Origin of the sequence: Lunatimonas salinarum (genome assembly GCF_017811155.1) — a bacterium.
Taxonomy (GTDB): Bacteria; Bacteroidota; Bacteroidia; order Cytophagales; family Cyclobacteriaceae; genus Lunatimonas; species Lunatimonas salinarum.
Genome location: NZ_JACVCV010000009.1, coordinates 202,872 through 217,507, shown reverse-complemented (window position 1 = coordinate 217,507; position 14,636 = coordinate 202,872). Strand labels below are relative to the sequence as shown.

Below are 14,636 nucleotides of genomic sequence, written 5' to 3'. Positions count from 1 at the left end.
CCTTACGAGAACAAAGCGGGTCCTTGCCATTTGCCACTTGCATAATTTCACCTATGTTTGTAAGTGCGTTGATCTTGACTACTCTCAGGCCAGCTCACCGTAAGCTGAGTCAGTTTAGGGCCTAATTCGGCGATTAGTTATACTTACTATACCCCTCGTCAATCATAAACCAGACTACTATGTTTGATAGCCCGGATTACCCTCTGCACCTAGAGGAATCATTGTTTGACCAATGGCTGGAGCGAGGCAGGAGCAGCCCCATTCCCTATGCCTACCTGCTCGTTGTTTGGGATGAACTGGATCGTAGGTACCTGCCCATTTATACCCAATCCAGGTCTGAAATGAATCAGTTTGCCCGGTTTGGTGCTTCTCCAGATCAAAGAAGCATGGTGGCCGCCTATGATTTGTATTCGGAATCCAGAATCCTGTAGGTAGCTAATACCGCCATTTTTTTCACCCTTCCTTCAAATCTCTTGTTGATATTCCTGCCTTCTTTTGAAAAATCAAGTAACTTAATGGTGAAAACCAAACAAACCTACCGAATGAAAACCCATACAGTAAAAGCTTTTGGTGCGGATTCGTCAGAGGCACCGCTAAAACAGCTTACCATTCACCGGAGAACGCCCCAACCATCCGATGTGGCAATTGAAATCCTTTATTGCGGGGTCTGCCATTCGGATCTCCACACCGTGCGCAATGACTGGGGAGGTACTATCTATCCAACCGTTCCCGGCCACGAAATTGTCGGAAAAGTAACGCAGGTAGGCAGTGCTGTAACCAAATTCAGGGTAGGTGACACGGTAGGTGTGGGATGTATGGTAGATAGCTGTAGAACCTGCGATAGCTGCCAACAGGACTTAGAGCAATATTGCCTCAATGGATTCACTGGTACCTATAACGGAGAGGAAAAATACCTGAGTACCCCAACCTATGGCGGGTATGCAGAACGAATCGTGGTCGATGAGCATTTTGTACTAAAGGTTCCCGGTAACCTGGATGTCGCGGCCGTCGCGCCATTGCTCTGTGCAGGTATCACCACCTGGTCACCTCTTCGGCATTGGAAGGTACAGGAAGGCAGTCGTGTCGCCGTCATTGGATTGGGAGGATTGGGACATATGGCCATCAAGCTGGCCAAGGGATTGGGCGCATCGGTGACACTCTTTTCCCGGTCTGAGGGAAAAATAGAAGATGCCCGGAAATTGGGCGCTGATGAAATAATTATTTCCACAGACGCTGCACAGATGAAATCCGTAAAAGGAAAGTTTGACCTGATCATCGATACCGTGCCCTATATTCATGACATCAATCCCTATGTGGGCGCCTTGAAGATCAACGGTACGCTGGTTTTGGTAGGCTACTTGGGGAAACTGGACCCGTTTCTAAATTCGGTTCCCATGGTGATGGGTCGAAAATCCGTGGCGGGATCTGTGATCGGCGGCATCGCGGAAACCCAGGAGATGCTTGACTTCTGCGGCAAGCATAACATCGTGTCAGACATCGAATTGATCAATATGCAGGACATCAACACCGCCTACGAGCGAATGCTCAAAAGCGATGTGAAATACCGCTTTGTGGTTGACATGGCTTCATTGAGGTGAATTGGCAGGCAAAAACCGAAAATGAACCCGTTTGGCTGACCAATACTAACGTCTAGATAGGATGCAAAATGTGAATTCACCCAAGATTGATTGGACGAAGGATAGAGCGCCTCTGATTCCTTCGTTGTTGGGATGCAAGTGCCCGGTATGCACCCGGGGGCCAATGTTCAGATCCAGTGCTTTCAATATGCATCAATTCAACGAACTGAATAAGCACTGTCCGGTTTGCGGATACGACTTTATGCCGGAGCCGGGGTTTTACCAAATTTCCCTGTTTATTACGTATGCGTTTGGGGTGGCTCTATTTGTTTTTTTTGGGGTATTGACCTACCTGATCTTCGATGAACCCGCCCTCTGGCATTACTACCTGATGATCTTTATACCCGCCCTCTTATCCACTCCTTGGAGCGTCAGGTATTCCAAAGCGCTTATGCTCTATGCGTTTGTATGGAAGGCCAAGGCCTGAAAGTACTTCGAAAGGTAGCTACACCAGCCTTGTTACTAAAATCCTAAAAAAATGACTTGCTCAATTTCCAGAACATTCCATTGAATATGAAGAAGACGCTATTTCGATTCCTAAACCTTCCGCTGCTTCTCCTCTTTGGCATGCTCTCCAACCCACTCCCTAGGTTGTTTGCGCAGACCGACGACTGGCGCAACCTCCAAAATGGTGACATCATTCCCGATAAGACGTACAGCGACCAACCATACGTGCTAAAAACCGACGACGGCGCGTGGCTTTGCGTGATGACTACCGGCCTGGGCCATGAGGGCGACCGGGGACAACACATCATCAGTCAGCGAAGTCTCGACAGGGGCAAAACCTGGGAAACGATGGTTGAGATAGAACCTAGCGATGGTCCGGAAGCCTCTTACTCGGTGCTGTTGAAGGCTCCCTCCGGCCGGATTTTTGTTTTTTACAACCACAATACGGACAATGTTCGGGAAATCAAAGGGGATAGTCCACCCTATAGAGACGGCATTGTGCGGCGGGTGGACAGTCAGGGGTACTTCGTGTTCAAATATTCAGACGACCACGGCAAAACTTGGTCAAAAGATAGGATCACCATACCCGTAAGGGAGTTTGAGATCGACAGGAACAATGTGTATGGCGGTGCGATTCGTTTCTTTTGGAACGTTGGTAAGGCGTTTTCGCACCAAGGGAGCGCCTTTGTGCCGCTTACCAAGGTGGGCGGATTTGGTGAGGGTTTTTTCACTTCCAACGAGGGGGTACTGCTGCAGAGCGAAAACCTCTTTGCGGTGGAGGATCCAAGGGATGCGGTTTGGCGTACGCTGCCGGATGGAGACATCGGCCTACGGACGCCTGCCGGTGGGGGGCCAATCGCTGGTGAGCATAGTTATTCCATCTTGAGCGATGGAAGTTTTTTTGTGGTGTACAGGTCCCTGGATGGACACCCGGTACACAGCTACAGCCGGGATGGGGGCAGGACTTGGGATGCACCCCAATACATGAAGTTTGCAAACGGAAGGCTGATGAAGAACCCGAGGGCGGCCAACTTTGCCTGGAAGGCCGAAAATGGCAAGTATGTGTACTGGTTTCACAACCATGGAGGAAAGTTTATCCGAGAACATCCAAATCCCGCCGCAATCGGCTACAACGACCGGAACCCGGTATGGGTATTGGGAGGCACTGAAGTCGACACGGAGAAGGGAAAAGTCATTCGTTGGTCACAGCCTGAGGTATTGCTGTATGATGATGACCCCCTGATCCGGATCAGCTATCCGGATTTAATAGAAGATGAGGGGAACTATTATATCACGGAAACCCAAAAGGACATTGCCCGTTTGCACGAAATCGACCCTAAATTCTTGGATATACTTTGGAGGCAGCTTGACAACCCATCCAATACCGAACAAGGCCAGACCTTAAACTGGCGTTATGAGGGCGGTGGATTTCCCCAGGTGGTTCCCGCTCCGAGCATGCCCACGTTTCGTTCACGAGATCCCAAAACCTTTGATTTTAGGGGTGTAAATGTCAGGTCTGGGTTTACGGTAGAGTTGGGCTTCACGCTCGCTAGCCTTGAGGGAGGCCAGGTATTGCTGGATGCACGGGACTTATCCGGCAGAGGCTGGTGGGTTGGCATTTCCGAAAGGGGTACGTTGGAGATTCAGATGAACGATGGCCAAACACGTGCGGTATGGGACTGCGATCCGGGGATGCTGAAAATCGGTAAAGAGCACGTAGCCAGCATTATAGTGGACGGAGGGCCCAAGATCATCTCATTTGTGGTGGATGGTGTGTTCAATGACGGCGGCGATGAGCGACAGTTTGGTTGGGGTAGATTTAGCCCCAATTTCAAGAGTCCGCAGGGATCTTCCGAACTACAGATCGGCACCAAGCTGAACGGTGAAGTGACCCATGTACGTGTTTTCAACCGATCCCTGCTCGTGACCGAAGCGATCGCAAATCAGCAGCACCTGGAGAAGGAATAAGGTACCGCCTTTATAGGAGTATATGAGGTGGTCAGTTCGTCTGGAAAGGAGCGGAATCAGTTAACGGATTGTCTAAAAGACGGTATTCCCGCTGTACTGAGGTCTGCGATATCGCCTCTTTTGAAGCAGGTTTTTAGGAGCTTATTCAGGTTTTTTGGCTCAATACCTTATCTTTAGACTTAAATCGTTTTTTCCGACTTTTCATCATGTACAAAAGGAGCCTTTCCGAGCGGGATATTTGCACCAAGTTTATCACACCTGCATTGAAAAAAGCCGGTTGGGATATCCAAAAGCAGGTTCGTGAAGAGGTCTTTTTTACCGACGGGCGAATCATCGTCCAAGGCTCATTGCACACCCGAGGTAAAAGAAAGCGTGCAGATTACATTCTGTACTACAAAAAGAACCTTCCAATAGCCATCGTCGAAGCGAAAGACAATAAAAAAGGGGTCGGTTCGGGCATGCAGCAGGCCTTGGAATACTCCGAAATCCTTCAGCTTCCCTTTGTCTTTACTTCCAACGGAGACTCTTTTGTATTCCACGACAAGACCAATCTGGAAGTAAGGGAAAGAGAATTGACGATGGAGGAATTTCCTTCCCCGGAGGAGCTTTGGGAAAAGTATTTGAAGCACAAAGGAATTGAGACACACCAGGCAAGAGAGGTAGTGGAGCAGGATTATTACACGGATGATTCGGGGATGAATCTGCGGTATTACCAAGCTAATGCGGTCAATCGTGCGATTGAAGCCATTGCCAAAGGTCAAAATCGGATTCTTCTGGTCATGGCGACCGGTACAGGCAAAACCTACACGGCTTTCAACCTGATTTGGAGACTTTGGAAAGCAGGGATCAAAAAGCGGATTCTATTTCTTGCTGACCGGAATGCACTTCCCACCCAGACGAAAAACGGAGATTTTTCACCTTTCGGAAATGATATCATGCACATCATCAAAAACCGAAAGATTGACAAGTCCTACCAAATCTATTTCGCGCTTTACCAAGGCCTTACCAGCAACGAGGAGGAGAAAAACGCCTACAAGGAATTTAGCAGGGACTTTTTTGATCTGATCGTCGTGGATGAGTGCCATAGAGGTTCAGCTTCCGAAGTCTCTGCTTGGAGAGAAATCTTGGACTATTTCGAAGGGGCTACCCAAATCGGCATGACAGCTACTCCAAAAGAAACCAAGGATATTTCCAACATGGATTACTATGGAGAGCCGGTCTACACCTATTCCCTGAAGCAGGGAATCATGGATGGGTTTTTGGCACCTTACAAAGTGGTCCGCATTACGACCAATCTGGACGAGGGCTGGAGACCCACTTCAGGGATGCTCGATAAATTCGGCCACTAGATCAAGGACAGGATTTATAACCTGAAAGACTATGACCGAAAAATGGTCATTGATCAGCGGACCCAGCTGGTAGCGGAAAAGATCACCGAATTCCTCCAAGCTACGGACCGATTTGCCAAGACGATTGTCTTTTGCATCGATATCGAGCATGCCCAACGCATGCGCCAAGCCCTGATCAATGCCAATGCCGATTTGGTTTCCCAATATCCTCAGTATGTGGTCAAGATCACTGGAGACGATGAGGTAGGCAAACGGGAACTGGACAATTTTACCGACGTGGAAGAGCGTTTCCCTGTGATTGCTACCACCTCCAAAATGCTGACCACGGGGATCGATACCAAAATGGTCAAGCTGATCGTGCTGGAAGCAAATATCGGCTCCATGACCGAATTCAAGCAGATCGTCGGCAGAGGAACCCGTATCCGCGAAACAGAAGGAAAGCTTTTTTTCACCATCATGGATTTCAGAAAAGCCACCAAGCTTTTTGCCGATCCGGATCTTGATGGAGAGCCCGTGCAGATCTATGAACCGGGAATGGAGGATTCTCCTGTACCACCAGAAGAGGAGGGATATGAAGAGGAGGACGATGGAAGAACCGTAGGGGAACCGGAACAGCCTGGATTGGAAACCCCTCCACCAGATATCAGCATTGACGAAGGTGATCCCGATACCGAGCCGAGAAAGTACTATGTCAATGAGGTCATTGTGACCGTGATCAATGAGCGCGTTCAATACTTCGGAGCTGACGGAAGACTGATTACCGAATCACTCAAGGACTACACCCGAAAGAACATCGATCAGAGTTTCGGTTCACTCGATGAGTTTATACAGCGCTGGACAGCTGCTGAGAAAAAAGAATTGCTTCTCGCCGAACTAGCCGAGCAAGGGATTCTCTTGGAAGCCCTGCGGGAAGAGGTGGGAAAGGAATTGGACGATTTTGACCTGATCTGCCATGTGGCATTTGATCAGCCTGCGCTGACCAGAAAGGAACGCGCTGAGCAAGTCCAAAAGCGGAATTACTTTGCCAAATACGGGGAAAAAGCCCAAGCAGTACTTAACGCACTTTTGGATAAGTATGAGCAAGAGGGTATTACTACCATCGAGCAGGGTTCGGTACTGAAAGTACAACCGCTGAATCAATTGGGTTCACCCGTAGAACTGGTACGTGCTTTCGGAAAAGGGAAGGATTTTGAGGAGGCGATTAAAGAATTGGAGAAGGAAATTTATCAGATAGCATAAACAAATCTTTATGATAAGATGAGTACCTATTCACAGATTTATATCCAGGTTGTCATGGCCGTGAAGGGTCGGAATAGTTTGATTTCTCCATCGTGGGAGGAGGAATTATACAAATACATTACGGGAATAATTACCAACAAGGGGCAAAAATTGATCGCAATTAATGGGATGCGGGACCACATTCATATTTTGATAGGTATGAAGCCTTCGTGTTGTCTTTCGGACCTAGTACGAGAGATAAAGAAGTCTTCCAATGCCTTTGTCAAAGAAAACGCATTTTCAAAATTCAAATTTGAGTGGCAAGAGGGTTACGGAGCCTTTTCGTATTCGCATTCTGCCTTGGACAATATTATTGCATACATTCAAAATCAAAAGGAACACCATAAGAGAAAGACCTTTAGACAAGAGTATATTGGGTTTTTAAAAAAATTTCAAATCGAATACGATGAAAAATATTTATTTGAATGGATTGATGATTAGTTAACCCGACCTCGAAGAGGTTACATGTTTACAGCTATCATCATCGTAGCTAGCCACATACGACCCCAGTCGGGGTCGAACCCAGTCCTAGACGCATTTCATGCTATAAACATGTGATCCTATTAGGATCGAGAGCCAACCAAAAATTTAACAAAAGCGAAAATATAACACAAAAACCGGATCTCGAAGAGGTCCAATGTTTATAGCAAGAATTCATCGATTAGATAATACGACCCCGTCGGGGTCGCACTACCTACCGCTACATTTGATTCTATAAACATGTGATCCCTCCGGGATCAAAACCGATAGGGAAGATAGACCTCGAAGAGGTCGTATGTTTATAGCAAATAGATATCAGACGGATATTGCTGACCTCGGAGAGGTCATATGATTATAGCAAGAATTCATCGATTAGGTAATACGACCCCTACGGGGTCGCACCCTTCGTCATCAGATTTGAGCTATAAACATATGATCCCGTTGGGATCAACATAAATGGAATACTAAAAATGACCTTGGAGAGGTCGTATGTTTTTAGATATGAAAATGATATTAGAATTTATGCGACCCCGTCGGGTTCGTACCTGATGGAACCAAAATGTTGCTATAAACATTCGATCCCTTTGGGATCAACATAAATGGAATACTAAAAATGACCTTGGAGAGGTCGTATGTTTATAGGAAAACCGATAATAAACGTGTGGATACGACCCCGACGGGGTCGAACCTTCCCAGACAATTGATCTATAAACATTCGATCTCTTTGGGATCACCCAACGAATTATAAGAAATTAAACAACATAAATGACCACAATCACCACCAATATCAAAGGCATCCGCGACATTATGCGGAAAGACACGGGAGTCGACGGCGATGCGCAACGCATCTCGCAAATGGTCTGGATGCTCTTTATGAAGATTTTTTCGGACAAGGAAGAAGAATGGGAAATCACCATTAATGGCTACCGAAGCCCGATTCCGGACCGATTCAAATGGCAAAACTGGGCAGCCAACGAGGAAGGCCTCACCGGTGATGCCCTGATGGATTTTATCAACAATGAGCTCTTTCCGGCCCTGAAGGAACTGGACATCAGCATCAGTCCTCAGGCCAAAATCATCCGCTCGGTCTTTGAGGATACCTACAACTACATGAAAAACGGAACGCTCTTCCGTCAGGTGATCAATCAAATCAACCGAATCGACTTCAACAGCAGCAAAGACCGTCACCTCTTCAACGACCTCTACGAAACCATCCTCAAGGAATTGCAGTCTGCGGGTTCCTCGGGGGAGTACTACACCCCGCGTGCAGTGACCCAATTCATGGTCGATATCGTCAATCCCCAACTCAAGGAGACGGTCCTCGACCCGGCTTGCGGTACGGGCGGGTTCCTGACCTGCGCCATCGACCACAAGAAGCAACTCGTCCAAAACGACCAAGACGAGCGTGATCTCCAATCCACTATCCGCGGAATCGAGAAAAAGCCTCTACCCCACTTACTTTGTACCACTAATCTCATGCTGCATGGCTTCGATGTACCAGCAGTGCGAAGAGACAATCTCCTCAGTAAGCCCTATGCCGACTGGGGGGCGAGTGACAAGGTGGACATTATCCTGACCAACCCGCCCTTCGGTGGGGTAGAAGAGGACGGGACGGAGACCAATTTCCCTCAGAAGTTTCGCACCAAGGAAACCGCCGATCTATTTTTGGCCCTGATTATCCGCCTGCTAAAGGATGGAGGAAGATGCGCCGTGGTCCTGCCGGATGGTACGCTCTTCGGTGAAGGGGTGAAAACCCGTATCAAGGAAGAACTGATGGAGCGCTGCAACCTGCACACCATCGTGCGCCTGCCCAATGGCGTCTTCAATCCCTACACGGGCATCAAGACCAACTTGCTCTTTTTCGAAAAAGGAAGGCCGACTCAGGATATCTGGTACTTCGAGCATCCTTATCCAGATGGAGTCAAGAGCTACAACAAAGGCAAACCCATCCATATCAAGGAATTCGACCTGGAAAAAGCCTGGTGGAATGACCGTGAAAACGAAGCCCACAGCAAGTATGCCTGGAAGGTGTCAGCGAAAGAAATCGCCGCTCGTGGCTTCAACCTCGATATCAAAAATCCCCATCAGGAAGCCGATGACCTCGACAGTCCCGAAGTCCTGCTGAAAAAGTACCAAGCCACCGAAAAGAAGATCTCCGCCATTCAGGAGGAGATTATCAAAGTTCTAACCGAAGCCTTAAGATAAACCGTCATTGCGAGCGCAGCGAAGCAATCTCATCCTTGGAAAAGACTGCTTCGTCGTGCCTCCTCGCAATGACGCACACGGATATTATGCAACTAATGGAACATTTTAAGGAACTGACCCAGCATCCCAAAAATGCGGAAGAACTCAAAGGCCTAATCCTGCAACTGGCTGTACAAGGGAAACTTACCCAAAAATGGAGGGAGGAAAATCCGGATGTGGAACCTGCTTCGGTTTTGTTGAAAAAGTTGGAGCTTGAAAAAAATCGCCTTATCAAAGAGGGTAAAATTAGAAAAGAGCAACCCTTGGGGGTTATTGGTGAAGATGAACTCAATTCTTCAATTCCAGATTCATGGGCCGTAACTAGACTTGGGGAAATTGGAGATTGGGGTGCTGGAGCGACACCGTCCCGATCTCGATCAGATTTCTATGGAGGTACTATTAATTGGTTCAAATCTGGAGAATTGAACAATGCGATTATTGACTATAATTCTGAGGAAACAATAAATGAGTTAGCACTTAAAAACTCCTCAATACGATTAAATAAAGTTGGCGATGTGTTGATCGCTATGTACGGTGCAACAATTGGAGAAACAGGAATTTTAGCGGTTGAAGGGACAACAAATCAAGCGGTCTGTGCATGTACACCGCTTTCCTGTATTTCGAATGTTTACCTACATCTTCTGTTAAAAGCTCTAAAAGGGAAATTTATTAATCAAGGCGAAGGAGGGGCTCAGCCAAATATTTCTAGGGTTAAAATAAGAAATCAAGTTTTTGCACTCCCTCCCCTAGCCGAGCAAAAAGCCATAGTCGAGGTCGTTAATCAACTCTTTGCCGAGGTGGAGCAACTGGAAGGTCTGACCAAGGAGCGAATTCAGCTAAAGTCCGACTTTGTGACTTCGGCACTAAATCAGCTGACCCAAGCCTCCGAACAGGAAGTAGCAAGCCAATGGGAGTTTCTGAAAAGTCAGTTTGGTACCTTCTTTACCGAAAAAGCCAATATCAAAAAGCTCCGAGAAGCCATCCTCCAATTGGCTGTACAGGGGAAATTGACACATCATTGGCAAGCTGCTAGAAGACTGAGCGGAGTCGAAGTCGAACCCGCTTCTGTACTTTTGGAAAAAATCAAAGCCGAGAAAGAGCAGCTGATCAAAGCCGGAAAAATCAAAAAGGAAAAGCCGCTTCCTGCTATTTCAGAAGATGAGATTCCTTATGATTTGCCGGATGGGTGGGTTTGGTGTAGGCTTGGCGAAATCATTAAAGAAAAACCAAGAAATGGATATTCCCCAAAAGGTGTTGATTTTCCAACAAAAACAAAATCCTTAAAATTAGGAGCGACAACAAAAGGGTACTTTAAATCAAATGAAGTAAAGTATATCGACGAAGAAATTCCATTGGATTCCTATTTGTGGTTAAAACCCAATGACATTTTAATTCAAAGAAGTAATTCTCTTGAATATGTCGGAGTAAGTGCAATTTATAATGGTAAAGAAAATGATTTTGTTTATCCAGATTTAATGATGAAGATTCAAGCATGCACTCCAATTGTTACAACTTATTTACATATTACATTAAGTAGTAACTTTACTAGGGCTTACTTTAGAGAAAATGCTTCTGGCACATCCGGGAATATGCCAAAAATCAATCAGGGAATTGTAGCAAACACATTAACTCCAATTACTAATGCTGTGGAACAAAAAGCCATTGTAGAAAAAGTCAATGGCTTGATGGCCTTATGCGATCAGCTCGAACATGAAATAGAAACCCATCAAATCACCCAAGAGGTTTGGATGCAGTGTTGTTTGAGGGAGGTGGTTTAGATAAACCAAATGGTAAACAAAACAGACCACGAAGGGGACATAGGTTTATAGGAAGGAATGCGATAGAGGGGTACGACCCCATCGGGGTCGAATAAAACCTGTTATTTCGATATTCTATAAACATATCATCCCGTTGGGATGAAGAAATCAATACAAACCGCTGAATGGCATCTCATCAAAGGTCTGTCCATTGAGTTCACGGCCAGCATTCTTTTTGTTTTCGCCTTCTCGCTGTTTGAAGAAGAAGGCGGCATTGGCATTGTTCCTGAATATTCAAGACCCAGAATGGGTCACATATTTAAAGACCGGGAAGCAGGAAGGTAGGGTACGACCCCATCGGGGTCGAGTGGAATCGTTTCATTTTATTTTCTATAAACATGTCATCCCGTTGGGATGAATAGATCAATACAAATCATTGATAGGCATCTCATCGAAAGTCTGCCCATTGAGTTCTAGGTCAGCTTTCTTTTTTTTTCACCCCGCTGCCTGAAGAAAAAGGGAATTTTGGCTGCTTGGCGTTGTTCTTGGGTAGCCAAGACCCAGAATGGGTCATATGTCTATAGAAAAATCAACCCGCCGAAAAGGGTACGACCCCATCGGGGTCGAAGAGATCTAGCGATAATGATTTTCTATAACCATGTTATCCCTTCGGGATGGTGCAATTCATCCAACGTAGCGTATATCTTATAGTTGTGGCACAAATTTTCCCATAGTATGCCACCTCTGCTTAATTTTCCACCAAAGTGATTATTTCGTAGGAAAAACGAAGATATAACCGACCCATAATCGGTCAAATGTTTATAGAATGGGAGGCGCGATTGAAGGGTACGACCCCATCGGCGTCGAATAAAACCAGCGATACTGATTTTCTAAAAACATGTCATCCCTTCGGCTATCATCCCGTTGGGATGAAGAAATCAATACAAACCGCTGAATGTCATCTCATCAAAGGTCTGCCCATTGAGTTCTCTACCGGATTTCTTTTTGCTTTTACCACCCACTGTTTGAAAAAAACATGCCATCAAAAAATGGGGTTCTTCCTTTTTTAAACCCTTAAATCTTAATCCCTAAGAAGCTCCCGGATAGTGGCTATGGGGAGAAACATTCTATCAGAACTGTTTAATTTGATGAAGCCAAATTTCGGATAATAATTGACCGCCGATTCATCAATGGGGTCCACGAATACTCCTGCAATCCCCAATACTTCCGCAACCTTTATAATTTCGCCAAACGCTTCCACCAACAAATAATCCCCAAGTTTCCGGCCTTGGTATTTCTTATCTATCGCTAGCCTGCCAATTACTGCTAATGGGATATCTGAATACCTAGGAAGTTTCATTGATTCCTTTTCCGGAATTTCCTCTTTGGGAATTGACCCTGAAGAAAGGGTAAAATACCCGACGACCTCTCCGTCTTCACCCTCCAAGATGTAGCAAACAGCCACATCTTTTTCCGCATCCTGTTTAGCGATCTTCGCCAAATAATCATTTAAGGCTTGCTTTCCGCAATCAAACTCCTTCTTTTTGTGAGTCTTCTTTAACTTGCAAATCCTCATTTTTCTGTTCGCTTTGTACTTTTAAATAGTTCAAACGAGCCTGTTTCAAGCGGGCATTGGGGCTAGGTGGATTCTGCAACGCTTGAAAAAAAATTCGCTTATCCTCTTCATTCTTAAGTAGTTGACGTTCTGACATCAAAAGGCTTTTTGATTCTTTGGAAACACAATGCACGATAAACTCAGTCAGATTCTTAAACCCGCTAATCACCGAAGCTCTTCTAAAGAGCTCCTTTTGTTCTGTGCTAATACGAAGATCAATTCTGTCATTCACTTGCGTTGCCATATCTGATGACTTTAACGATTAACTTGATTTCTAATGGTATTTGCTTCCTGGATCTTAATTTCTTGTTTTCCTTTTTCTCGTACACACTAACATCCTATTAGCAAGACAAATGTACGGATATTTTCCGTACAAATAAATTTCGCCATCGTTTTATGAAGGTCTGTAAGGGCTCTCTAAATCCTATTTGACTAGCTTGCTCGATTTTCAATCCCCTTTTGTGATAGTTACTCTCAATACAGTAGATGCTAGATAAACCTTTCCAATTCCACATCAGGAATCTCATCATAAGTCCGCCCATTGAATTCTAGGTCAGCTTTCTTTTTGTTTTTTTCTCCCACAGTTTGAAGAAAATGGCGACCTGGGCTGCCTGGCATTGCTCCTGAATATCCATGACCCAGAATGGGTCACATGTTTATAGAAAGGCAGGCGAGATGAAAAGGTTCGACCCCAACGGGGTCGAATAAACGCCGCGCCCTACGGATCCATAACCATGTAATCCCTTTGGGATGGGTGCAAATTGGGCAATATCCTGGAAGATATGCCTATGTTTCGGGAAAATGCATTTTTTAATCTTGGGACTCCTCCTTTCGGTGCCTATTTAGCTAATTTCCTTCCTACAAACGATTTACCTTCGACCATCTCCTCAAAAATCCTTATCTTTCCTACCAAACCCAATAGACCATGCGTACCTTCATAGCTTTCGTTTTTCTACTGCATTTTGCCGTTTCTGGGATCTCGCAGACCAGGCAGAATCCGGTTATGCACCTTTTTCCGGAAGGTACCCGGCTGCATGGGAATATTCCCTATCTGGACGACACGCTCTCCAAGCACCTGCTCGATATTTACCTCCCTCCAACCGCCAAAGGGAAGGTGCCCTTGGTGATCTGGGTTCACGGGGGAGGCTGGCTGAGCAACGATAAGTATGCCGATATGGGCTACATGAAGGCAACCGTAGTGGCGATTATCAACCAAGGCTATGCACTGGCGTCCATCGACTACCGGTTTAGCACCCAAGCCGTGTTTCCTGCGCAGATGGTGGATTGCAATGCAGCCGTCAGTTACCTCTTCGACCAGGCTGATCGATTCGGTTTTGATGTGGATAGGGTGGCCCTAATGGGGTTTTCGGCCGGTGGGCATCTAGCGGCTATGGTTGGCCTGGCCAACAACCAAAGGATCCGAGAATTTTTTCACGATCGGCAAAGCAGGGAGTTTGGTTTTAAGGGGGTGGTTAATTTCTACGGCCCGGCCGACCTGACCCTCTTTCCGGAGGCGGACGATGCCCGCTCTCCCGAAGGACTGTTGATCGGTGCCGCACCCTTGGACCGACCGGACCTGGCCAAAGCGGCCAGTCCCGTTACGTACGTAGACGCCGAAGACCCACCCTTTTTGTTAATTCATGGAGAAAAAGATGACCTGGTATCTTCCTGTCATTCCCGGCTGCTGGCTTCGTGGCTGTCGATAAGTGGCGTTCAGCAGGAATTGATCTTGGTGCCGGGAGCTCCCCACTTTGGGCCTATGTTTGATACGGATGCGATCCGAAGTCGGGTAATGGCCTTTCTGGCGGAAATATTTATCTAAACCCTTACGCCCCATTAATCGATTAAAGGCGCACTGCTC

At 46.4% G+C, this 14,636-nt stretch carries 11 protein-coding genes and 1 pseudogene; 10 read left to right on the top strand and 2 right to left on the bottom strand.

Going from position 1 to position 14,636, the window contains the following annotated elements; all coding sequences use genetic code 11:
* Nucleotides 1-179 precede the first annotated feature (179 nt).
* The 9 genes and pseudogenes from IAQ59_RS13015 (at nucleotide 180) to IAQ59_RS12975 (ending at nucleotide 11,505) form a co-directional block, all read left to right on the top strand.
* A complete protein-coding gene (locus IAQ59_RS13015) occupies nucleotides 180-431 on the top strand; it encodes a hypothetical protein (RefSeq protein WP_209331247.1) in 252 nt (83 codons plus the stop codon).
* Nucleotides 432-515: 84 nt separating this feature from the next.
* Nucleotides 516-1,598 (top strand): NAD(P)-dependent alcohol dehydrogenase, encoded by a 1,083-nt coding sequence (locus IAQ59_RS13010; RefSeq protein ID WP_280867580.1) that lies wholly within the window; start codon nucleotides 516-518, stop codon nucleotides 1,596-1,598.
* 187 nt (nucleotides 1,599-1,785) lie between these two features.
* Nucleotides 1,786-2,064 carry a DUF983 domain-containing protein gene (locus tag IAQ59_RS13005; protein ID WP_209331246.1) on the top strand — a complete coding sequence of 93 codons (279 nt, stop codon included), beginning with the start codon at nucleotides 1,786-1,788 and terminating at the stop codon, nucleotides 2,062-2,064.
* A gap of 86 nt (nucleotides 2,065-2,150) precedes the next feature.
* Nucleotides 2,151-4,052: an exo-alpha-sialidase gene (locus tag IAQ59_RS13000; protein ID WP_245189588.1), complete on the top strand. Its 1,902-nt coding sequence runs from the start codon at nucleotides 2,151-2,153 to the stop codon at nucleotides 4,050-4,052.
* 206 nt (nucleotides 4,053-4,258) lie between these two features.
* Nucleotides 4,259-6,640, top strand: a pseudogene (hsdR, locus tag IAQ59_RS22775) (EcoAI/FtnUII family type I restriction enzme subunit R).
* An 18-nt stretch (nucleotides 6,641-6,658) separates the two neighbouring features.
* Entirely contained in the window at nucleotides 6,659-7,120 is a 462-nt protein-coding gene (gene tnpA, locus IAQ59_RS12990) for an IS200/IS605 family transposase (RefSeq protein WP_209331244.1), read from the top strand.
* 804 nt (nucleotides 7,121-7,924) lie between these two features.
* Nucleotides 7,925-9,364, top strand: coding sequence for a class I SAM-dependent DNA methyltransferase (locus IAQ59_RS12985; RefSeq protein WP_209331243.1), 1,440 nt, complete (start codon nucleotides 7,925-7,927; stop codon nucleotides 9,362-9,364).
* A 95-nt stretch (nucleotides 9,365-9,459) separates the two neighbouring features.
* On the top strand, nucleotides 9,460-11,181 hold the full coding sequence (locus tag IAQ59_RS12980) for a restriction endonuclease subunit S (protein ID WP_209331242.1): 1,722 nt from the start codon (nucleotides 9,460-9,462) through the stop codon (nucleotides 11,179-11,181).
* Between the two features lie 138 nt (nucleotides 11,182-11,319).
* Nucleotides 11,320-11,505, top strand: coding sequence for a hypothetical protein (locus IAQ59_RS12975; protein WP_209331241.1), 186 nt, complete (start codon nucleotides 11,320-11,322; stop codon nucleotides 11,503-11,505).
* Between the two features lie 736 nt (nucleotides 11,506-12,241).
* On the opposite strand, the gene IAQ59_RS12970 is transcribed toward IAQ59_RS12975, so the two are convergent.
* On the bottom strand, nucleotides 12,242-12,736 hold the full coding sequence (locus IAQ59_RS12970; RefSeq protein ID WP_209331240.1) for a GNAT family N-acetyltransferase: 495 nt from the start codon (nucleotides 12,734-12,736) through the stop codon (nucleotides 12,242-12,244).
* Nucleotides 12,690-13,019, bottom strand: a complete 330-nt coding sequence (locus tag IAQ59_RS12965) for a type II toxin-antitoxin system TacA family antitoxin (RefSeq protein ID WP_209331239.1) — start codon at nucleotides 13,017-13,019, stop codon at nucleotides 12,690-12,692. The genes IAQ59_RS12970 and IAQ59_RS12965 overlap by 47 nt, the downstream gene beginning before the upstream one ends.
* Nucleotides 13,020-13,700: 681 nt before the next feature.
* Here IAQ59_RS12965 and IAQ59_RS12960 point away from each other — a divergent pair.
* Nucleotides 13,701-14,597, top strand: coding sequence for an alpha/beta hydrolase (locus IAQ59_RS12960; RefSeq protein ID WP_245189585.1), 897 nt, complete (start codon nucleotides 13,701-13,703; stop codon nucleotides 14,595-14,597).
* Nucleotides 14,598-14,636: the final 39 nt, after the last annotated feature.